The organism is Amycolatopsis sp. 3B14, assembly GCF_050958625.1.
Taxonomy (GTDB): domain Bacteria; phylum Actinomycetota; class Actinomycetes; order Mycobacteriales; family Pseudonocardiaceae; genus Amycolatopsis_E; species Amycolatopsis_E thermoflava.
In genome coordinates, this window is sequence record NZ_JBHZEN010000020.1 from 86,087 (window position 1) to 104,780 (window position 18,694).

An 18,694-nucleotide genomic window follows, 5' to 3' on the forward strand; every position below is an offset into this window, starting at 1 on the left:
GAGGGGGTGGCCTCCCGTGCTTTTGTCGGAACATGCTGGGGATGCGCTTCGGTGTGAACATGGTGGAGCCCGGATCGCGGGCGGAGTTCGTGGACAAGGTGCGGCGGGCCGAAGACCTCGGGTTCGACGTCGTGACCGTGGCCGACCACCTGGGGATGCCGGCGCCGTTCCCGGCGCTGGTGCTCGCCGCGGAGGCCACTTCACGGGTGCGGCTGGGCACGTTCGTGCTCAACGCGCCGTTCTACCACCCGGCTGTGCTTGCGCGGGACGTCGCGACGACCGACCAGTACAGTGGCGGCCGCCTGGAGCTGGGTCTCGGCGCGGGGTACGTGCGGGAGGAGTTCGAGGCGGCCGGGCTGCCGTGGCCGGGGCGCCGGGTCGACCACGTCGAGCGGACGGTGGTGGAGCTGCGCAAGCTGTTCGCCGACCCCGAGTACCAGCCGCGGCCGGCGCAGGACGGCGGTCCGCCGCTGATGCTGGGCGGCTGGGGCGACCGGATGCTGACGCTGGCCGCCGAGCACGCGGACACGATCGCGCTGACCGGCGCGCCGACGGCGAAGGGCGGCGGGCTGGTCGGCCTGGCCGGCGCGGACGCGTTCGCGGAGCGGGTGTCGTTCGTGCGGTCGGGGCTCGGCGGCCGCGCGGCGGAGATCAACGTGCTGGTGCAGATGGTCGTGGTGACCGACGACCGCCGCGCCGCGCTGACCGACCTGCAGCGGTTCGCGCCGGACATGAGCGTCGACGCGATCGGTGAGCTGCCGACGCTGCTGGTCGGTTCGGTGTCGGAGATCGTCGCCCAGATCGAGCGTATGCGGGAGAAGTTCGGGATCACGTACGTGTCGGTGCTGGAACGCAGCCTGGACGCGTTCGCCCCGGTGCTGGAGCAACTGAAGTAACCGCGAGCCCCACGTACGGCGCCGCGAGTCCCACGTTAGGCGCCGCGAGTCCCGCATTCGGCGCTGCGAGTTCCCCGTGTCGGCGGGCGAGCCCCGCGGTGGGATGGGTCCGGCTCAACGCTGCCAGTTCAGCGTCGGGTGGGCGGTCCCCCGCTCAATGCCGCGAGTCCGCGCTCGGCGCCGCGAGTGCCCCGATCGGCCGCGAGCTCCACGCTGGCGCCGGGCGGGCGATTCCCCGTTCGGCGGCGCGAGTCCCCGCTCGGCGGCGCGAGTTCGCTGTCAGCCGGTCGGCACGCCGGTGATCGCGTCGCGCAGGGCGTCCAGTGGCAGCCCGACCGCGTCCGCGAGCGCGACCACCGTGAAGAACGCCGGCGTCGGGATGCGGCCGGTCTCGATCTTCCGCAGCGTCTCGACCGAGACGCCCGCCTCCAGCGCCACCTCGGCCATGCTGCGGGAACCCCGCGCGGCTCGCAGTGCGGCACCGAGACGCTCGCCGCGTTCGCGTTCGGCTTCGGTCAGCGGGACTCGCACCATGTCCACAGTCTATCCGCCCACCTGTCCCCAGCCTGTGGACAACTCTGTGCACAGGCTGGGGACTACCAGAAGAAAAGGGGCGTGAAAACCGCCGGAACGGCAACTCTCCTGCTGTGTCGCACGTCTCACTGATTACCAGTCGGAGAGGAGGCCGCCATGTTGCTGGCCGGCGGGCTGATGTTCGTGTTGACCCTCGTTTACCTGGTGCTGTGCACCTGCACGGGCCGGTTCCGCGAGCTGAAGGAAGAACTGAAGAACCCCGCCGAGAACGAGCCCGGCGGGGTCCTGAAGACCGAGAACTAGGCGGTCGGGTCGGGCAGCGGCATACCAGGCAGCGTCTGGTCCCGCGGCACCACCCCGTCCACGAGGAAGTCCTCCACAACCTTGTCCACCGCCGCGTTGCCCCCGGCGTAGATCCCGTGGTCACCCTCGCCGGTCACGGTGATCATCCGCGAGCCCTTGAACGCGCGGTGCGCGCGCTCGGCGCCCTCGATCGGCGTCGCCGGGTCGTGCGTCGACTGCACCATCAGCACCGGCGGGACGCCCCGGCCGTCCAGGACCGGCAGCGGCTCCGGCTTGTTGTTCCAGAAGATGCACGGCTGGATCAGCCATCCCCAGCCCAGCAGCGGGTACTGCGGCCCCAGCTGCGCCGACTGCCGCACCGCCGTGTTCCGGTTGCCGAACCACGGACCCTCGTTGCACGGGATCGTCCAGAAGCTCGCGTCGTAGGCGTCGTCGTAGTCGGTGGGCACCACCAGCGGCTGCGGACCGACCGCGTCGGTCACAGCCTTCACCTGGTCCAGCAACGCGGTCTGCTGCTGGGCCGACGCGGTGCCCTGCGTCAGGTTCCGCACGTTGACCAGGTAGTCGGCGAGTTCCGGGAAGTACCGCTTGTTGTACAGCTCGGAGGCGATGAACGAGTCCAGTGCGTTGGCCGACAGCTTGGTCCCGTCGACCTCGACCGGGTTCTGCGTCAGGGCGTAGCGCACCTGCTCGTACGTCTGCCGGGCCATCTCGGCGGTCGTGCCGAAGTGGTACAGGCTGTCGTAGGACGCCATCCACGGCAGGAAGTCCTCCCGCCAGCGCCGCTCGAAGCCGAGCGGCTGCCAGTCGAACGACTTCTGCCAGGTCGTGGTGAACTCGGTGTTCGAGTCCAGCACGAACTTGCCGGTGCGGTCCGGGAAGGCCTGCGCGTAGTGCGCGCCCATCCAGGTGCCCGCCGAGTAGCCGACCCAGTTGATCTTCTGCCGCTTCAGCAGCACGCGCAGCAGGTCGAGGTCGTTGATCGTCTGCCGGGTGTTGATGAACGGCCCCAGGTCGCCGGACTTCACCTGGCACGAGTCGGCCGCGTACTCGGTGGCGTCCAGGATCAGCTTCAGGTTCTCCCGGCTGCGATCACGCGGGTCGAGGTCGCTGCCGGTGCCGATCGCGCCGCCGCAGGTGATGTTCGTGCTCTTGCCGGTGCCGCGCGGGTCGAACCCGACGATGTCCTGGTGCTCGCGCACCCGCGTCTGGTTGCGCAGCCGCGCCGGGAACATCCGGCCGGGCGCGCCCGGCCCGCCCGGGTTGACGAACGTGCTCTCCGTCGCCTCACCGGTCGCCTTGAGCCTGCTGACCGCGATCGTCACGTCGATGCCCTGGTTCGGCGCGGACCAGTCCCGCGGCGACAGGTAGGTGGCGCACTCGATGCCCTCGGCGCCGGCGGGCGGGGTCTGCCCCGACAGCTCGTCGGGCGTGCAGGTGTGCCAGTTCAACGTCTGGAGGGCGTAGCGATCGGGGATGCCGGTCGAGTTCAGTGCCGGCCCGGCCGGCGCCGCGATCGCTGGTGTGCCCGCCGCCAGCAGGGTGCCGGCCAGAGCCGGGATCACCACCGCCCAGCGCGTCCGTGTCATGCTCGCCCCTTCGTCACTAGCCGCAGCCGCGCGCGTACCCCGCGGCGGGCCTATTCATATCGGCAGCGCAGAGGCCGGGCAACCTGCGTTCGTCGGGTGTCGCCCTGATCAAATCGATATTCGGCGGAGCGTGACGGCGAGTGGCCCAGGATCTAAGGTCAAGCCGCCCTGTCCCGTCCAAGTGAGGTCACATGTCTGGCAAAGCCGCCGGGAAGGTCACCGGGCTCCAGATCAGCCCGTGGAACCTGATCCTGCTGTTACCACTGCTGATGCTCGTCACGCCGTGGTTCAACTTCGACAAGCCGCGGGTGCTGGGACTGCCGTTCTTCTACTGGTACCAGTTCCTCTTCGTGTTCGTCGGTGTCGTGTCCGTGGCGGTCGTCTACGTGATGACCAAGGGGAAGCCGGTCGTGACGGGCAAGCCGGACCGGCTCGCCGCCGAAGAGCTGGACGAGGGTGAGAAGTGATGGCACTGGCACAGGCGCCCGGCAGCGGGCTGCAGTGGGTGGAACTGACCGTTTTCATCCTGCTGTTCCTGGTGGTCAGCGTGATGGGCTTCGTCGCGTCCCGGTGGCGCGCGGCGGCCTCGCTGGACCACCTCGACGAGTGGGGCCTCGGCGGCCGCAAGTTCGGCTCGTGGATCACCTGGTTCCTCGTCGGCGGTGACCTCTACACCGCGTACACGTTCGTCGCCGTGCCCGCGCTGGTGTTCGGCGCCGGCGCGCTGGGCTTCTACGCCCTGCCCTACACGGTGATCCTGTACCCGATCGTCTTCCTGCCCGCGCTGCGGATGTGGTCGGTGTCCCGCTCGCGCGGCTACGTGACGCCGGCCGACTTCGTGCGCGGCCGCTACGGCTCGCCGACGCTGGCGCTCCTGATCGCGATCACCGGCATCGTCGCGACCATGCCGTACATCGCGCTGCAGCTGGTCGGCCTGGAAGCGGTGCTGCGGACGATGGGTCTCAACGGCGGCGGCATCGCCGGTCACCTGCCGCTGCTGATCGCGTTCCTGGTGCTCGCGCTCTACACCTACCAGTCGGGCCTGCGCGCGCCGGCGCTGATCGCGTTCGTCAAGGACGGCCTGATCTACATCGTCATCCTGGTCGCGGTGTTCTACCTGCCGTCCAAGCTCGGCGGCTGGTCGCACATCTTCGACACGAGCGCGCAGGCGCTGTCGCAGCCGAACCCGAACACCGGGAAGCCGAAGGGTTCCATCCTGCTGACCGGCACCAACCAGCTGCAGTACATCACGCTGGCGCTGGGGTCGGCGCTGGCGCTGTTCCTGTACCCGCATTCGCTCACGGGTGTGCTCGCCTCGCGCGGCCGCAACGTGATCAAGCGGAACATGATCGCGCTTCCCGCGTACTCGCTGCTGCTGGGCCTGCTCGCGTTGCTCGGTTACGTCGCGCTGACCGCGGGCGTCAAGCCGATCACCAACGCGGCCACCGGCAACGCCGACTCCAACACCGTGGTGCCGGTGCTGTTCGACACGCAGTTCCCGTCGTGGTTCGCGGGCATCGCCTTCGCCGCGATCGGCATCGGCGCGCTGGTGCCTGCCGCGATCATGTCGATCGCCGCGGCGAACCTGTGGACGCGCAACATCTACAAGGAGTACCTGAAGCGGGACGCCACCCCGTCGCAGGAGGCCAAGCAGGCCAAGATCGCTTCGCTGGTCGTGAAGTTCGGCGCGGTCGCGTTCATCCTGTTCATCGATCCGCAGTTCTCGATCGACCTGCAGCTCATCGGTGGCGTGCTGATCCTGCAGACGCTGCCCGCGGTGGCGATCGCGCTGTACACGCGGTGGTTCCACCGGATCGGTCTGATCGCCGGGTGGGCCGTGGGCATGGCGTGGGGCATCGCGATGCTCTACAGCATCCCGAACCCGAACACCAAGCGCGCCCACTTCGGTGGCTCCGCGCTGCCGCTGAAGGACCTGTCGATCTTCGGCTGGCACCCGTTCCCGGGCTCGATGGTCCAGATCTACCCGGGTTTCGTGGCGCTGATCGCGAACCTCGTGGTGGCCGTGATCGTCACGGTGATCGCCCGGAGCCTGAAGATCTTCAACGGCACCGACGACACCGAGGGCACGGACTACCACGCCGACGAGCACGACAAGGACCTGCGCCCCATCGGCGCAGCTCACTAGGAGGAAGAACGTGGACAGCCGGTTCGGTGTCACGGAGCTGGAAGACCTGCCGGAGGACCTGCGGGAGCGCATCGGCGTGATCGCGGAGAAGTCGGGGTTCGTGCCGAACGTCTTCCGGGCGCTGGGGCACCGGCCGGCTGAACTGCGTGCCTTCCTCGACTACCACGACGCGCTCATGGAACGCACCGACGGCCTGAGCAAGGCCGAGCGGGAGCTGGTCGTGGTGGCGACGTCGGGGGCGAACCACTGCACGTACTGCGTGGTCGCCCACGGCGCGATCCTGCGGATCCGCGCGAAGGACCCGCAGCTGGCCGACCGGGTCGCCACCAACCCGTGGCAGGTCGAGCTGGACGAGCGGGGCCGCGCGATCGTCGACCTGGCGCTCGCGCTGGCCCGCAAGCCCGAACTGTTCGGGGAGGCCGACATCGAGGCCGCCCGCAAGGCCGGGCTGACCGAGGACGAGATCTGGGACGTCGGCGCGATCACCGCGTTGTTCGCGATGTCCAACCGGCTGGCGCACCTGACCGCGCTGCGGCCGAACCCCGAGTTCTACGCGATGGGCCGCGATCAGAAGCGGTAGAGCGATTCGTGCAGGTCGCGCTGGATCTCGTACTTGCGGAGCAGGCGACCGAGCAGCCGGGCCCACCACTTCGCCGGGTGCCGGTAGGCGCGCACCCACAGCGGCGGGATGCGGTCCGGGATGCGCGGGTCGGCCTTCGGGCGGAACTTGTCGCCGGTGAGGACGACGGTCGGGTGCCCGCGCGGGCACGCGGTGGTCACCGAGATGACGCCGGGCGTCAGGTTGTGCACCCACTCCACCTCGTCGATGCCCATCAGGGTCCGGGTGTCGCAGGTTTCGCAGTAGACGACGAACACGTGGTCACAACTCCCGCCGCCAGGTCTCGCCGACGAGGTCGTGGCCGAAGCTGTGGTGGGGTTGCGAGTCGACGAGTTCGAACCCCGCCCGCCGGTAGATGTGCCGCGCGGCGACCAGGACGCTGTTGGTCCACAGTTCCATCGCGGTGTAGCCGTGCGCCCGCGCGAAGGCCAGGCACTCGTCCACCAGGCGCTTGCCGACGCCGCGCCCGCGGGCGTGCGGTTCGACGAGCAGCAGGCGCAGTTTCGCGGTCTTGTCGTCCGAGCCGCGGACGCAGAACACGGAGCCGACGCGCTCCCCGCCCAGCTCGGCGATCCACCCGGCCTCGCGCGCCGGGTCGTAGTGGTCGACGTAGTCGGCGATGATCCGGGCGACGAGGGCTTCGTAGGTGGCGTCCCAGCCGTACTCCTGCGCGTAGATCGCGCCGTTGCGCTGCACGACCCAGCCGAAGTCGCCGGGCCGGGGCGGGCGCAGCACGAGCGCCGGGGCAGGTTCGCGTTCGCCGACCAGGTGGCGGATGGTGCGCATCGACGTGACCAGGCGGTGCTGGTCGTCGTCGGTGAGGCGGCTGAGCAGCTGGCCGATCTGTTCGACGGTGCGGTCCTCGAGGACCTGCTGCTCGGCGCGGCCGGTCTCGGTGAGCCGGACGAGCTGGCGGCGGCCGTCGGTCTCGTGGCGCTCGCGGACCAGCAGGCCGCGGCTTTCCAGTCGGCCGAGCAGGCGGCTGGCGTACCCGGCGTCCAGGTCGAGGCGGCGCCGCAGCTCGGCGACCTCGGTGACGCCCTCCTGGGCGAGCTCGTAGAGCACGCGGGCCTCGCCGAGGGAGTAGTCGCTGCCGACGAGGCCTTCTTCGAGGACCCCGATGAGGCCGGTGTAGAGCCGGTTGAAGGCGCGGACCTGGGTGATGCGGTCGAGCAGTGGCAGGCTGTTCATTGACCACCTCAAGAAACTCGTTGACTGAGTCAAACAGTACTCGGGTGGAGGTGGCCCGCAACTGGTTTTTTCGAGGTGGGAGCCCAGGAATTGGAAAACCCCGTGATGCTGCCAGGTCGGGGGTCCGCCAGCATCACGGGGTCATCTGGGGTATCGCCACTTCCCCTGGTGGCGTTACAACCTGATCTATTTGTGGCCTAGCTCACGCTTCAGCGCAAGTTGGACTGACGCGCCTGGGCGATGGCGATCAGCTCCTGGCGGACCGTCACGGAGCCGGCGGTGTCGATCGCGCGGCTCAGCGCCCGGCGGGTGCGCGCCTCGGCGCGGCGGGCTCGGAGCTTGGCGGCGATGTTGCTCATCGGTGTTCGCATCCCTCGTGCATCTCGGTGGCTGTGCTTCCAGTATGCACCTTTTTTCACAAGGTCGCCAACGATTATCCGGTGAGCTAGCGCACTTGCCTACGAATCATCGGCAAGAGCTGGATCTTGCGGAAGATCGATAAATCTAGCTTGATCACTAGAAAGCGGTAGAGACTGTCAGAACTCGACGCCCAGCAGCACGAGGAGGAGCGGGAACTGCTTCAGTCGACGGCGCGGCTGAGCAGGTAGTGCCCGAAGTGCGGCACGGTGAAGGCGATGTGCCCGCGCTCCGCGGAGTACACCAGCCCCTTCTTCATCAGCGAATCCCGCGCAGGGGACAGTGACGAGGGCTTGCGGCCCAGGTAGACCGCCACATCCGAGGTGCCGGCGCTCTCGTCCCGGCCCTGGGTCAGCTCCGCCATCGCCCGCAGGTACTCGCGTTCCGCCGGCGTCGCGCGTTCGTAGCGGGAGCCGAAGAAGCCGACCGCCAGTTCCTGCTCGGCCTCCGGCGCGGCGACCTGCACGTCCTGCACGGTGATCGGGTCGTCCGGCGCCGCGTCCCACGCCGCTTTCGCGTAGGCCTGGATGAAGTACGGGTAGCCGCCAGACGCGTCGAACAACGCGTCCAGCGCTTCGGGCTCGATGCCGGCGTCCTCCCGCTCGATGGGCGCCAGCACGGCCCGGTCGGCCTCTTCCCGGTTCAGCCGGTCGATGCGCACGTACCGGAACAACCGCTCCGAGTAGGACTTCGACGCCGACAAGACCGCGGGCACGTGCGGCAGCCCGGCCCCGACCACGACCAGCGGCGCGCCCGACTGGGACAGCTCGTGGCACGCCGCGCACAGCGCCGACACGTCGTCCGCCTGCAGGTCCTGGATCTCGTCGATCAGCAGCGCCACGCCGGTGCCGACGTCCGCGGCCAGCTCGGCCACGTCGGTGAACAGCTCGACCAGGTCGATCTCGATGTCCCCGGAATCGGCGCGGCCCTGCGCGGCCGGCACGTCGATGCCCGGCTGCCACCGGTCCCGCAGCTTCGCGTCCGCCTTGTTCGACCGCAGCGCGAACGCCTTCAGCACGCCGAGAACCTCTTCGACCCGGTCCGGCGCCCGGTGCCGCACCGCCAGGTCGCGGATCGCGCGGTGCAGCGCCGCCGACAGCGGCCGCCGCAGCTCCGCGTCCGGGCGTGCCTCGATCTTGCCCGCGCCCCACTTGTGCTTCACGGCCATCGACCGCAGCTCGCCGAGCAGGACGGTCTTCCCGACGCCCCGCAGGCCGGTGAGCACGAGACTGCGTTCCGGGCGGCCACGGGCGACCCGCTGCAGCACCACCTCGAAGGCGGTCAGCTCGCGTTCACGGCCCGCCAGCTCCGGCGGCCGCTGTCCCGCGCCCGGCGCGAACGGGTTGCGGATCGGGTCCACTCTGCCAACGTATCGGCGCGTCTAGCGCGACCCCGATATTTGGGGAGATTCCGCTACCGGCGTGTCGCTACCCGTTTATAGGGCTATCTAGCTGGCGGACTAGAAAACGTTAGGGATGAACAGACGCGGGAATGGGTAGATCCTCGACGTGACATGTCGCATCCGAGGAAGGCGAGGATCGTGATCTTGCGTCGACTGGCCCGCCCCATGCTGGCGAGCATCTTCATCTACGGCGGCATCAACGCCCTGAGGCAGGCCGAGGGGCACGCCGAGGCGGCCAAACCCGTGCTCGACAAGGTCGGCGAGCAGCAGGACAAGCTGCCCGACGCGCTCCCGACCGACCCGGTGAGCCTGGTCAAGATCGACGCGGGGGTGAAGATCGCGGCAGGCACCTTGTTCGCGTTCGGCAAGTTCCCGCGCCTGTCCGCGCTGGCGCTGGTCGGCAGCCTGGTGCCGACGACCGTCGCCGGTCACCCGTTCTGGGAGGCCAAGGACCCGCAGCAGAAGCAGGAACAGCTGATCCACCTGCTCAAGAACGCCGGCCTGGCCGGTGGTCTGCTGATCGCGGCCGCCGACACCGAGGGCAAGCCGTCGCTGGGCTGGCGCGCCCGCCGCGCCGCCGACAAGGCGAGCAAGCAGGCGCACAAGGCGACCGAGAAGGCGAGCAAGCAGGCGCACAAGGCGTCGAAGCAGATCCAGTCCACCGCCGCGTCCGCCCGCGACGTCCTGCCGGTCTAACCGAGCAGGCGGATCACCAGGTCCCGGCGGCTGCGCACGCCGACCTTGTCGAACACGGCCTTGAGGTGGTCTTGCACGGTGTGCGCGGAGATGTGCAGCTGGTCGCTGATCGCGCGAGTCGGCAGGCCACGCAGGACCAGCGTGGCGACGTCGGCCTCGCGCGTGGTCAGCCCGTGCGCGGCCAGCACCAGCGGAGCCGCCGCGCGCGCCTCGGCCGGTTCGACCACGACGGCCAGCTGCCCGGTGCCGGTGAGCCGCGAGGCGTGCAGCGTGAGCCACGAGCCGTCGGCGCCACGCACCCGGGCACTCGGCAAGGCGCTACCGGACCGCAGCGCGGCGGCGACCGCGTACACCGGCAGGGGCAGCGGAGCTCCAGGCGGGAGCAGGGACAACAGGTGCTCGGCGTCGGGGGTCAGCGAGACGAGCCGCAGGTCGTCGGTCAGCAGCACCACTCCCGGCCGGTGGTCCGCGGCGGCCGGGCCGTCCACGAGAGCAGCGGTGCGGATGGCGTGCGCGAGATGAGGGGCGAGACGGGCGAGCGCGGTCTTCTCGGTGGCGGTGAAGCCGAGCAGACCGTCCTCGCGGTGCAGGCAGAGGTAGCCCCAGCAGCGGCGGCCGGTCACGAGCGCCGCGCGCATCTCGTCACCGAGCCCGAGCGGGCGCATGATCTCGCGGTAGCGCTCGCTGGCCCAGCGGTCCCGCCCGGTGGCGCCGTCCAGGGTGGCGACCGGCCTGCCGGACGTGACCAGCCCGGCGAAGGTGTTCACGTCGCCGCCGCCGAACTCGTTGTCCAGGAACAACGGTGTCGCGGTGTCCAGCGGCGGGTCCGGCCAGGCGCCGGTGAACAGCAGCGTCTCCGGATCGGCGGTCGCGAAGAACGTCGCGTCCGAGGGCACCACGCGGCGCAGGGCCCGCAGCACCTCCCGCCGGACGCCGGTGGTGTCCAGGCCGCTGTGCGACAGGCGGATCACGTCGTGCTCGGCGCGGACCGCACTGGCCGATCGCCGCATGGGCCCAGTGTGCGCCCCCGCTGTGCCCCGCGAAAATCCCAGACACGTGGGATGGTCCCGGGGTTCCCGCCGACGCAGGATCACCGCATGACCATTGACCAGCTCAGCAGCAACAAGCAACTCGTCGAGGACTTCATCCAGGACCTGTTCACCAAGGGCGACCTGGACGCCGTCGACCGCTACCTCGACCCCGCCTTCGTCAACCACGACCCGCCGTTCCCGGGCATCCCGGACGGGCCCGACGGCATGCGCCAGGCCGCAGCGATGATGCGCCTGGCGATGCCCGACTGGCACAGCGACGTCGAGCGGCTCGTCGCCGAAGACGACATCGTCGTGGAGGTGTTCACCGCCCGCGGCACCCACCAGGGCGAGCTGATGGGCGTGCCGGGCACCGGCCGCACGATCTCCCTGCGTGGCATCAACGTCTTCCGTGTGCAGGGCGATCGCATCACCGAGCGCTGGGGCAGGCTCGACCAGCTCGGCCTGCTCCAGCAGCTCGGGCTCACTTCTCCAGGATCGCCGTGATGCCCTGGCCGCCCGCGGCGCAGATCGAGATCAGGCCCCGCCCGGAGCCCTTCTCGTGCAGCAGCTTCGCCAGCGTCGCCACGATGCGGCCGCCCGTCGCCGCGAAGGGGTGGCCCGCGGCCAGCGACGAGCCGTTCACGTTCAGCTTCGACCGGTCGATCGGCCCGAGCGGCGCGTCCAGCCCGAGCTTCTCCTTGGCGAACGCCGGGCTCTCCCACGCCTTCAACGTCGCGAGCACCTGGGAGGCGAACGCCTCGTGGATCTCGTAGAAGTCGAAGTCCTGCAGCGTCAGGCCGGCCTTCGCCAGCATCCGGGGCACCGCGTACGCCGGGGCCATCAGCAGGCCCTCGCCGCCGTGCACATAGTCCACCGCCGCGGTCTCCGAGAACGTCAGGTACGCCAGGACCGGCAGCTTCCGCGCGGCGGCCCACTCCTCGGTGGCCAGCAGGACCGTCGACGCGCCGTCGGTCAGCGGGGTCGAGTTGCCCGCGGTCATCGTCCCGTCGGGGCCGCCGAACACCGGCTTGAGCTTGGCCAGCTTCTCCGCGGTCGAGTCCGGCCGCAGGTTCTGGTCGCGGGACAGCCCGAGGTAGGGCGTCACCAGGTCGTCGAAGAACCCGCGCTCGTAGGCCGCGGCGAGGCGCTGGTGGCTGGTCGCGGCGAGGACGTCCTGGTCCTCGCGCGAGATCTCCCACTCCTTGGCCGTCAGCGACGCGTGCTCGCCCATCGACAGCCCGGTGCGCGGCTCGGCGTTGCGCGGGATCTCCGGCACGATCTGGCCGGGCCGCAGCTTGGTCAGCAACTTGAGCCGCTGGCCCACCGTCTTCGCGGAGTTGAGCTGCACCAGGATGCGGCGCAGGTCGTCGTTCACCGCGAGCGGGGCGTCGGAGGTGGTGTCCACACCGCCGGCGATCGCCGAGTCGATCTGGCCGAGCGCGATCTTGTTCGCGACGTTGACGATCGCCTGCAGCCCGGTGCCGCACGCCATCTGGACGTCCGCGGCCGGGGTCTCCGGCGAGAGCTTGCTGCCCAGCACGCTCTCCCGGGCCAGGTTGAAGTCGCGCGCGTGCTTGAGCACGGCGCCCGCGGCGACCTCACCGATGCGCTCGCCCTGCAGCGCGAAGCGGCTCACCAGGCCGTCCAGGGCGGCGGTGAGCATGTCCTGGTTGGACGCGTTGGCGTAGCGGCCGTTCGACCGCGCGAACGGGATGCGGTTGCCGCCGACGATGGCGACGCGACGAACGTCCATCAATTCCTCCCACTGCGGTGGTGAGCCTCGGATGACAGTGTAACCTACTCGTGAGTAGGTAAGCTCGGTAAGGAGGCACGTCATGGCCGACCGGTATCAGCAGTTCACCAAGACGCCGATCGGGAAGTTCCTGGTGCCCAAGCTCGGGCTGCCCAACCCGCCGGTGCTGCGCCGCTACCGCCCCGGCCAGCCCGCCCTCGATGGTCCCGCACTTTTCGGCGCCGCGCCCGGCGGACGGCTCGAAAAGACCGTGCAGAACCAGCTCGCGGCGGCCGGTATCACGGTGCTGACCGAGCCCGCGGGCGGCGACCAGCGCTACGGCGGCCTGGTGTTCGACGCCACCGGCATCACCGACCCGGCGCAGCTGCGTGAGGTGTACCTGTTCTTCCATCCGGTGATCCGCAAGATCGGCTACTGCGGCCGGGTCGTCGTGCTCGGCACACCGCCCGAGCTGGCCGACGGCCGGGAGCGGATCGCCCAGCGCGCGCTCGAAGGGTTCGTCCGCTCGGTCGGCAAGGAGCTCAAGCGCGGCGCGACCGCCCAGCTCGTGTACGTCGCGCCCGGCGCGGAGGAGGCCGCCGAGTCGACGCTGCGGTTCGTGCTGTCGGCCAAGTCGGCGTTCGTGGACGCCCAGGTGATCCGCGTCGGCGCCACCGGCACGCCGTCGGTGCCCGCGATCGAGAACTGGGAGAAGCCGCTCGACGGCAAGGTCGCCCTGGTCACCGGCGCGTCCCGGGGCATCGGCGCGGCGATCGCCGAGGTGCTCGCCCGCGACGGCGCGCACGTGGTCGGCCTGGACATCCCGGCGCAGGGCGGCGAGCTGTCCGAGGTCGCCAACAAGGTCGGCGGTTCCGCGCTGCAGATGGACATCACCGCGGCGGACGCGCCGGACAAGCTGGCCGCCTACCTGAAGGAGCGGCACGGCGGGGTCGACATCGTCGTGCACAACGCGGGCATCACGCGCGACAAGACGCTCGGCAACCTCACCGAGGGCGCCTGGGACGCGGTGATCACCGTGAACCTGGCCGCGCAGCTGGCGGTCAACGACAAGCTGCTGAGCGAGAAGGTGCTCCGCGAGAACGGCCGCATCATCGGCGTTTCGTCGATCGCGGGCATCGCGGGGAACGTGGGCCAGACCAACTACGGCACCAGCAAGGCCGGCGTGATCGGCATGGTGCAGGACGGCGCGCCGAAGCTCGCCGAGTACGGCGCCACCATCAACGCCGTCGCGCCCGGGTTCATCGAGACGAAGATGACCGCGGCGGTCCCGCTGTTCATCCGCGAGGCCGGGCGGCGGCTGTCCAGCCTCGGCCAGGGCGGGCTGCCGGTCGACGTCGCCGAGACGATCGCCTGGTACGCCAACCCGGCGTCGGCCGCGGTCAACGGCAACGTGGTCCGCGTCTGCGGCCAGGCTCTGCTGGGGGCGTGATGACGATCAAGGAACTGCGTGAGGCGCCGAAGCTGGCGCCGTTGTACGCCAAGGCGTTGCTGCCGCACAGCGGTGGCGGCGGCCTGCCGGACACCGAGTACGTGCGCGCGGGCGTCGAGTTCGACCCGGCGCACGTGGCGGCCTACAACCAGGTCTGCGGGTTCCGGCTGGGCGACGAGCTGCCGGTGACCTACCCGCACATGCTCGCGTTCCCGCTGCAGATGGCGCTGATGACCCAGCCGGACTTCCCGTTCCCGCTGCTGGGCATGGTGCACGTCGCCAACCGCATCACGCAGCGCCGACCGGTGCGGCTGACCGACACCGGCACGGTGCGGGTGCGGGCGGAGAACCTGCGGCCGCACGAAAAGGGCCGCCAGTTCGACGTGATCAGCGAGTACACCACCGCCGACGGTCCGATTTGGACAGAGGTGAGCACGTACCTGCGGCGCGGCGGCGGCGAGGGTGGCGGGAAGCGCGAGCAGCTCGCGGCGCCCGCACCCAAGGCGATCTGGCGCGTGCCCGCCGACATCGGCCGCCGCTACGCCGAGGTGTCCGGTGACCGCAACCCGATCCACCTGCACCCGCTGACCGCGAAGCTGTTCGGGTTCCCGTCGGCGATCGCGCACGGCATGTGGACGAAGGCGCGGGTTCTCGCCGCGTTCGAGGGCAGGCTGCCGGACGCTTACACGGTGGACGTGAGGTTCAAGCTGCCCGTGCTGCTGCCGGCGAAGGTCGCGTTCACGTCGTGGCAGACTGGTGGCGGGTGTTACCGCGGCGCGAAGCGCCTCGATGAGGGGCGGTGGTCGGGTGGCGGGTGGGCATTCGAGCTGTGGGCGGCGAAGAAGCCGAAGCCGCATCTGGAGGGGACGATCACTCCTCCGGACGCCACACCGAACCCTCGATGAGGTCGTTGAACCCCAGCCACACGAGGTTCATCAGCCACGACGCGAGCACGCCGTCCGACACCTCGGAGTGATCGAGCCACCAGTCGGCCAGCGATTCGGCGGCTCCGACGAGCGCCACGGCGAGGGCCGGGCCGGAGAACTCGGCCCGGTCCCCCAGGCCTTTCTTCATGCCCGCGGTGACCACGAGCGCGGTGACCACCTCGATGGCGCGCGAGCGGAGCATGGTGATCTCGTCGGCGAACCGGCCGCCGACGGTCAGCGCCTGGCGGTGCAGGACCGTCCAGGAGTCCCGGTACTCGGCGACGAAGCGGTAGAACGACCGCAGCCCGTGCCACAGCTGCATGTCCGGCGGCAGTTCCGAGCGCAGTCCGTCGCGGACCGCCTCCAGCAGGCGGCCTGCCTCGCGGCGGATGCACTTGGCGAACAGGTCCTCCTTGGCGCCCAGGTAGGAGTAGATCATCGGCTTGGAGACGCCGGCGACCTCGGAGATCTCGTCCATCGACGCGGAGTGGTAGCCGTGCCGGGAGAACACCTCCACGGCGGCGTCCAGGATCTGCCGTTCTCGCACGGCTCTGGGCAACCGCCGCGAGCGCGGGGTCTTCACGTCTTCCGTCACGCCGACCTCCTTCACGCCGAAACGCTACCTCCTCACCTCTCCGCCGGTAGAATCTCCGCCTGTGTCCGGCACAGTGGTCGACGCGTTCGCCCGCCAGATCGATCTGAGCAGGCTGTCCGCGGAGCAGTTCATCCAGCTGCTCGAAACTCTGCACATGCTGGGGTCGGCCGGGACCGGCGTGCACCTGAGCGGGCTGTCCACGGAAACGCTCGCCGACGTCGTGCGGCGCGCGTCGAAGGAGCAGCTCAGGGCGATCGGCGAGCACCCCGAGCTGCGGATGGTGTTCCTGGAGGAGATCTTCCGCCGGATGTCGGACCACTTCCTGGCGGAGAAGGCGCGGTATTCGAGCGTCGTGGTGTGCTGGCGGTTCCCGGGCGGTTCGGGGATCGGCGGGTACGACCGGTTCCAGACGGTCATCGAGGACGGCCGGTGCCACTCGGGGAAGGACCTGGGGCGCGAGCCGGACACGACGATCACGATCGCGCCGGACGACTTCTTCCGCGTGGCGACGGGCAACGCCGCGGTGGCGGCGATGTTCGTGACCGGGAAGGTCAAGGTGAAGGGCGAGTACGCGCCCGCGGTGCGGCTGTCGGGCTACTTCGATATTCCCAAGCCGGCCTAACCTTCGATGATCGGGCGGTTGGTGGTCTCCTTGTCGACCACCTCGCTGTCGACGACGATGAGCCGGTTCGGCATGCGGCGTTCGGCGCGCTTGAGCCAGGCCCGGCGGACGATGCCGCGGGTGGGCGGCAGCAGCAGCGCCAGCCCGGCGAGGTCGGAGAGGAAGCCCGGGATCATGATGAGCAACCCGCCGAACGCGACGAGCATGCCGTCGGTGATCTCCGCGTGCGGCGACCGGCCGGCACGGGCGGTGGCGAGGAACGCCTGAGCGGCGCGCGCCCCTTCCCGCCGGGCGAGCCAGGAGCCGAGGAACGCCCCGACGACGAGCAGCCCGAGCGTGCCGAGGAAGCCGATGAGGGAGCTGACCGCCCAAACGGCAGCCACCTCGGCGACGATGTAGAGCAGCAACACGACAGCCATACCCGTCCAACGCGCGGCACGGGCGGATTTCTCCCGGGGAGGAACAGCCCGGCCTCGCGCGGGGTGGTCAGCAGGTACTGCCGGGCGCCGCGGCCGTGCTCGGCGATCGCGCGAAGGGCCCGGGGCCGCGAGCGGCGGCGGAAGGCCCAGATCCAGGCCAGGAACTCGAGGGACAGACGTTCCGGGCAGCCCGGCGCCTGCCCGTCCCGCCCCCAGCCCCGCAGGACACGCAGGACGGCCCGGCGCAGGCAGACCCTCCGCGGCGGGTCGAGAAGGATCACGGTGTCGGCGGCGGCGAGCCGGATCTCCAGCGTGCCGCCGTAGTTCCCGTCGAGGAGCCACCGCTCGCCGGCGACCAGGACCCGCTGCCGCGCGGCGAACTCCCCGGCGGGCAGCGGCACCCAGCCCGGCTGCCAGTAGACGTGGTCGAGGTGGGTGACCGGGAGCTCGAGCAGCGCGCCCAGCCGCCGGGAGAAGGTCGACTTGCCCGCCCCACCGCAGCCGAGCACCACGACGCGCCGCATGGCGCCCGGGCCGCTAGCCGACCTGTCGCAGCACGGCCGCCAGTTCCGCCGGCCGCGTCAGGAACGGGTGGTGCCCGCACGCCATCTCGACCACCGTGCCCGCCCGTTTCGCCTGCTCGCGCTGCACCTCCGGCGGCGTGGCCGGGTCGTCGACGCACACCACGTACGTCGAGGGCAGCGAGCGCCACGCGGCGGCCCGCACCGGCTGGGTGAACGCCGCCGCGGTCTGCGGGACCAGTCGCGTCATGGCGCCGGCCGCAACCTCTGGGTCGCAGTCGTGCACGTAGCGCGGCGCGAGCGAGGGGCGCAGCGACACCAGTCCCTCCCCGGCGGGCTCCACCGGCGCCACGCCGCCGGTCACGTCGGCCAGGGACTCGCCCACGTCGGGCAGGTACGAGTCGACGTAGACCAGGTGCCGCGCCGCCCGGTGATCCGCCGCGGCCTCGGTCATCACCACTCCGCCGTAGGAGTGCCCGCACAGCACCGCGGGGCCGTCGTCCAGCGCCGCCCGCACCGCCGCGACGTCCGTGTACAGGTCACCCCCGCCACCGCAGCTGGGCAGCTCCACCGCCACGCTCTCCGGCAGCAGCGGCGTCATCCGGCTCCACCACCACGCGGCGTCACCGACCAGGGCCCCGTGCACGAACACCACCCGCATGCCCCCAATCTGGCAGCGCCCGGCGGCTGCCGGAAGCGTGTTCGCTCAGGGCTTGCGGGCCACCCCGCCGAGCACGCGCGACTCCGAGGGCGCGTTCTTGAACAGGGTGGCCCGGTTCGGGTGCCACGCCGGCGCGTACACCAGCCCCGGTTCGATCAGCTCCCAGTCGCCGAAGAAGCGGGCGAACTCGGCGCGGGTGCGCAGCTGCCCGGGGTTCGTGGTGCCCTCGTAGTACTCCACCAGGTCGGCCAGCGCACGCCGTTCCTCGTCGCTGCGCGGGTTCTCGTTCGTCATCTGCGACAGCACCAGCAGCGAGCCCGGTGCGAGCCGGTTCCGGAAGTAGGCCACCCGGCTGTCCGGGTCGTCGGCGTCCTTGATGAAGTGCAGCACCGCGTTGATCACGAGCGCGACCGGCTGCCGTGCGTCGACCATGCCGGTGTCCAGCACCCGTTCCCACAGGTCCTCGGCGTGCATGAAGTCGGCGGCGATCGCCACGTGCCGCGCCGGGTCCGCGGTGTCGGCCAGCAGCAGCTGCGAGTGCGCGAGCGCGACCGGCTCGTTGTCCACGTACACGACCCGGGTGTCCCGCTGCGGGCGCGCGTCGTCGGCGACGTCGTGCACGTTGCCCGCCGTCGGCAGCCCCGACCCGATGTCGACGAACTGCCGCACCCCCAGCCGCGCGCACTCCCGCACCGCGCGGCCGAGGAACTGCCTGCTGGTCTTCATGTACTCGCCGATCAACGGCAGCCTGCGCCGGATCTTCTGCGCGAACTCCCGGTCGATCGCGTAGTTCGTCGTGCCGCCGATGAAGTAGTCGTAGACCCGCGCCGCGGACGGGCGGTCCAGACTGTTCTCCACAGCGCGCAACGCCTCGTCCATGCGCCCCATGGTAGTGATCAACGAAGTCCACATGTGATCCGAAATGAATTGCCCGTTTGGAGATG

General features: G+C 70.4%; 22 protein-coding genes. 10 read left to right on the top strand and 12 right to left on the bottom strand.

Features of this window, described 5'->3' with window-relative positions; all coding sequences use genetic code 11:
• Positions 1-32: 32 nt before the first annotated feature.
• On the top strand, positions 33-896 hold the full coding sequence (locus ACCP09_RS10640; protein WP_433745412.1) for an LLM class F420-dependent oxidoreductase: 864 nt from the start codon (positions 33-35) through the stop codon (positions 894-896).
• 279 nt (positions 897-1,175) lie between these two features.
• On the opposite strand, the gene ACCP09_RS10645 is transcribed toward ACCP09_RS10640, so the two are convergent.
• Entirely contained in the window at positions 1,176-1,430 is a 255-nt protein-coding gene (locus ACCP09_RS10645) for a helix-turn-helix domain-containing protein (RefSeq protein WP_020422263.1), read from the bottom strand.
• Positions 1,431-1,586: 156 nt separating this feature from the next.
• Between ACCP09_RS10645 and ACCP09_RS10650 the strand changes: the two genes are divergently transcribed.
• The gene (locus ACCP09_RS10650) at positions 1,587-1,733 is read left to right on the top strand and encodes a hypothetical protein (RefSeq protein WP_020422262.1); all 147 of its coding nucleotides are present in this window, start codon (positions 1,587-1,589) and stop codon (positions 1,731-1,733) included.
• Here the strand turns inward: ACCP09_RS10650 and ACCP09_RS10655 are convergent.
• Positions 1,730-3,322 carry an alpha/beta hydrolase gene (locus ACCP09_RS10655; RefSeq protein WP_027933270.1) on the bottom strand — a complete coding sequence of 531 codons (1,593 nt, stop codon included), beginning with the start codon at positions 3,320-3,322 and terminating at the stop codon, positions 1,730-1,732. The two genes, ACCP09_RS10650 and ACCP09_RS10655, sit on opposite strands and share 4 nt — an antisense overlap.
• A gap of 191 nt (positions 3,323-3,513) precedes the next feature.
• On the opposite strand from ACCP09_RS10655, the gene ACCP09_RS10660 reads away from it, so the two are divergent.
• The 3 genes from ACCP09_RS10660 to ACCP09_RS10670 are packed head-to-tail and all read left to right on the top strand — an operon-like array spanning position 3,514 to position 6,048.
• The gene (locus tag ACCP09_RS10660; protein ID WP_017985837.1) at positions 3,514-3,789 is read left to right on the top strand and encodes a DUF3311 domain-containing protein; all 276 of its coding nucleotides are present in this window, start codon (positions 3,514-3,516) and stop codon (positions 3,787-3,789) included.
• Positions 3,789-5,468: a monocarboxylate uptake permease MctP gene (gene mctP, locus ACCP09_RS10665; RefSeq protein ID WP_027933271.1), complete on the top strand. Its 1,680-nt coding sequence runs from the start codon at positions 3,789-3,791 to the stop codon at positions 5,466-5,468. The genes ACCP09_RS10660 and mctP overlap by 1 nt, the downstream gene beginning before the upstream one ends.
• Before the next feature lie 10 nt (positions 5,469-5,478).
• Positions 5,479-6,048 carry a peroxidase-related enzyme gene (locus ACCP09_RS10670; RefSeq protein ID WP_020422258.1) on the top strand — a complete coding sequence of 190 codons (570 nt, stop codon included), beginning with the start codon at positions 5,479-5,481 and terminating at the stop codon, positions 6,046-6,048.
• Here ACCP09_RS10670 and ACCP09_RS10675 read toward each other — a convergent pair.
• From ACCP09_RS10675 to ACCP09_RS10690, 4 genes are all read right to left on the bottom strand, one after another.
• Positions 6,036-6,344, bottom strand: a complete 309-nt coding sequence (locus tag ACCP09_RS10675) for a hypothetical protein (RefSeq protein WP_017985834.1) — start codon at positions 6,342-6,344, stop codon at positions 6,036-6,038. The genes ACCP09_RS10670 and ACCP09_RS10675 overlap by 13 nt on opposite strands.
• 4 nt (positions 6,345-6,348) lie before the next feature.
• Positions 6,349-7,278 carry a bifunctional helix-turn-helix transcriptional regulator/GNAT family N-acetyltransferase gene (locus ACCP09_RS10680; protein ID WP_433745420.1) on the bottom strand — a complete coding sequence of 310 codons (930 nt, stop codon included), beginning with the start codon at positions 7,276-7,278 and terminating at the stop codon, positions 6,349-6,351.
• Positions 7,279-7,487: 209 nt separating this feature from the next.
• A complete protein-coding gene (locus ACCP09_RS10685; RefSeq protein ID WP_017985832.1) occupies positions 7,488-7,637 on the bottom strand; it encodes a hypothetical protein in 150 nt (49 codons plus the stop codon).
• A gap of 221 nt (positions 7,638-7,858) precedes the next feature.
• Positions 7,859-9,055 carry an ATP-binding protein gene (locus ACCP09_RS10690; RefSeq protein ID WP_027933273.1) on the bottom strand — a complete coding sequence of 399 codons (1,197 nt, stop codon included), beginning with the start codon at positions 9,053-9,055 and terminating at the stop codon, positions 7,859-7,861.
• Between the two features lie 207 nt (positions 9,056-9,262).
• Between ACCP09_RS10690 and ACCP09_RS10695 the strand changes: the two genes are divergently transcribed.
• Positions 9,263-9,793 carry a DoxX family protein gene (locus ACCP09_RS10695; RefSeq protein WP_037322764.1) on the top strand — a complete coding sequence of 177 codons (531 nt, stop codon included), beginning with the start codon at positions 9,263-9,265 and terminating at the stop codon, positions 9,791-9,793.
• Here the strand turns inward: ACCP09_RS10695 and ACCP09_RS10700 are convergent.
• The gene (locus tag ACCP09_RS10700; protein WP_433745424.1) at positions 9,790-10,803 is read right to left on the bottom strand and encodes a helix-turn-helix transcriptional regulator; all 1,014 of its coding nucleotides are present in this window, start codon (positions 10,801-10,803) and stop codon (positions 9,790-9,792) included. The genes ACCP09_RS10695 and ACCP09_RS10700 overlap by 4 nt on opposite strands.
• A gap of 87 nt (positions 10,804-10,890) precedes the next feature.
• Here ACCP09_RS10700 and ACCP09_RS10705 point away from each other — a divergent pair, with 87 nt between their 5' ends.
• Positions 10,891-11,328, top strand: coding sequence for an ester cyclase (locus tag ACCP09_RS10705; RefSeq protein WP_027933275.1), 438 nt, complete (start codon positions 10,891-10,893; stop codon positions 11,326-11,328).
• On the opposite strand, the gene ACCP09_RS10710 is transcribed toward ACCP09_RS10705, so the two are convergent.
• The gene (locus ACCP09_RS10710; RefSeq protein ID WP_433745428.1) at positions 11,306-12,577 is read right to left on the bottom strand and encodes an acetyl-CoA C-acetyltransferase; all 1,272 of its coding nucleotides are present in this window, start codon (positions 12,575-12,577) and stop codon (positions 11,306-11,308) included. The genes ACCP09_RS10705 and ACCP09_RS10710 overlap by 23 nt on opposite strands.
• A gap of 82 nt (positions 12,578-12,659) precedes the next feature.
• On the opposite strand from ACCP09_RS10710, the gene ACCP09_RS10715 reads away from it, so the two are divergent.
• Together ACCP09_RS10715 and ACCP09_RS10720 are read left to right on the top strand one after the other, a co-directional pair.
• A complete protein-coding gene (locus tag ACCP09_RS10715) occupies positions 12,660-14,006 on the top strand; it encodes a 3-oxoacyl-ACP reductase (RefSeq protein WP_020422247.1) in 1,347 nt (448 codons plus the stop codon).
• Positions 14,006-14,911 carry a MaoC family dehydratase gene (locus tag ACCP09_RS10720; RefSeq protein ID WP_123687166.1) on the top strand — a complete coding sequence of 302 codons (906 nt, stop codon included), beginning with the start codon at positions 14,006-14,008 and terminating at the stop codon, positions 14,909-14,911. Before ACCP09_RS10715 ends, ACCP09_RS10720 begins: the two co-directional genes overlap by 1 nt.
• Here the strand turns inward: ACCP09_RS10720 and ACCP09_RS10725 are convergent.
• The gene (locus ACCP09_RS10725) at positions 14,877-15,542 is read right to left on the bottom strand and encodes a TetR/AcrR family transcriptional regulator (protein WP_017985826.1); all 666 of its coding nucleotides are present in this window, start codon (positions 15,540-15,542) and stop codon (positions 14,877-14,879) included. The genes ACCP09_RS10720 and ACCP09_RS10725 overlap by 35 nt on opposite strands.
• Positions 15,543-15,588: 46 nt before the next feature.
• On the opposite strand from ACCP09_RS10725, the gene ACCP09_RS10730 reads away from it, so the two are divergent.
• Positions 15,589-16,149 (top strand): SCP2 sterol-binding domain-containing protein, encoded by a 561-nt coding sequence (locus ACCP09_RS10730; RefSeq protein WP_400982493.1) that lies wholly within the window; start codon positions 15,589-15,591, stop codon positions 16,147-16,149.
• On the opposite strand, the gene ACCP09_RS10735 is transcribed toward ACCP09_RS10730, so the two are convergent.
• From ACCP09_RS10735 to ACCP09_RS10745, 3 genes are all read right to left on the bottom strand, one after another.
• Positions 16,146-16,568, bottom strand: a complete 423-nt coding sequence (locus tag ACCP09_RS10735; RefSeq protein ID WP_017985824.1) for an FxsA family protein — start codon at positions 16,566-16,568, stop codon at positions 16,146-16,148. The genes ACCP09_RS10730 and ACCP09_RS10735 overlap by 4 nt on opposite strands.
• Positions 16,569-17,105: 537 nt before the next feature.
• Positions 17,106-17,750: an alpha/beta hydrolase gene (locus tag ACCP09_RS10740; protein ID WP_433745435.1), complete on the bottom strand. Its 645-nt coding sequence runs from the start codon at positions 17,748-17,750 to the stop codon at positions 17,106-17,108.
• A 45-nt stretch (positions 17,751-17,795) separates the two neighbouring features.
• On the bottom strand, positions 17,796-18,638 hold the full coding sequence (locus tag ACCP09_RS10745; protein WP_433745437.1) for an SAM-dependent methyltransferase: 843 nt from the start codon (positions 18,636-18,638) through the stop codon (positions 17,796-17,798).
• Between the last annotated feature and the right edge of the window lie 56 nt (positions 18,639-18,694).

Coding starts and splice junctions, on each gene's coding strand:
- ACCP09_RS10640 (WP_433745412.1), top strand. CDS start 33: ATGCTGGGGATGCGCTTCGGTGTGAACATGGTGGAGCCCGGATCGCGG.
- ACCP09_RS10645 (WP_020422263.1), bottom strand. CDS start 1,430: ATGGTGCGAGTCCCGCTGACCGAAGCCGAACGCGAACGCGGCGAGCGT.
- ACCP09_RS10650 (WP_020422262.1), top strand. CDS start 1,587: ATGTTGCTGGCCGGCGGGCTGATGTTCGTGTTGACCCTCGTTTACCTG.
- ACCP09_RS10655 (WP_027933270.1), bottom strand. CDS start 3,322: ATGACACGGACGCGCTGGGCGGTGGTGATCCCGGCTCTGGCCGGCACC.
- ACCP09_RS10660 (WP_017985837.1), top strand. CDS start 3,514: ATGTCTGGCAAAGCCGCCGGGAAGGTCACCGGGCTCCAGATCAGCCCG.
- mctP (WP_027933271.1), top strand. CDS start 3,789: ATGGCACTGGCACAGGCGCCCGGCAGCGGGCTGCAGTGGGTGGAACTG.
- ACCP09_RS10680 (WP_433745420.1), bottom strand. CDS start 7,278: ATGAACAGCCTGCCACTGCTCGACCGCATCACCCAGGTCCGCGCCTTC.
- ACCP09_RS10685 (WP_017985832.1), bottom strand. CDS start 7,637: ATGAGCAACATCGCCGCCAAGCTCCGAGCCCGCCGCGCCGAGGCGCGC.
- ACCP09_RS10695 (WP_037322764.1), top strand. CDS start 9,263: ATGCTGGCGAGCATCTTCATCTACGGCGGCATCAACGCCCTGAGGCAG.
- ACCP09_RS10700 (WP_433745424.1), bottom strand. CDS start 10,803: ATGCGGCGATCGGCCAGTGCGGTCCGCGCCGAGCACGACGTGATCCGC.
- ACCP09_RS10705 (WP_027933275.1), top strand. CDS start 10,891: ATGACCATTGACCAGCTCAGCAGCAACAAGCAACTCGTCGAGGACTTC.
- ACCP09_RS10710 (WP_433745428.1), bottom strand. CDS start 12,577: ATGGACGTTCGTCGCGTCGCCATCGTCGGCGGCAACCGCATCCCGTTC.
- ACCP09_RS10715 (WP_020422247.1), top strand. CDS start 12,660: ATGGCCGACCGGTATCAGCAGTTCACCAAGACGCCGATCGGGAAGTTC.
- ACCP09_RS10720 (WP_123687166.1), top strand. CDS start 14,006: ATGACGATCAAGGAACTGCGTGAGGCGCCGAAGCTGGCGCCGTTGTAC.
- ACCP09_RS10735 (WP_017985824.1), bottom strand. CDS start 16,568: ATGGCTGTCGTGTTGCTGCTCTACATCGTCGCCGAGGTGGCTGCCGTT.
- ACCP09_RS10740 (WP_433745435.1), bottom strand. CDS start 17,750: ATGCGGGTGGTGTTCGTGCACGGGGCCCTGGTCGGTGACGCCGCGTGG.
- ACCP09_RS10745 (WP_433745437.1), bottom strand. CDS start 18,638: ATGGGGCGCATGGACGAGGCGTTGCGCGCTGTGGAGAACAGTCTGGAC.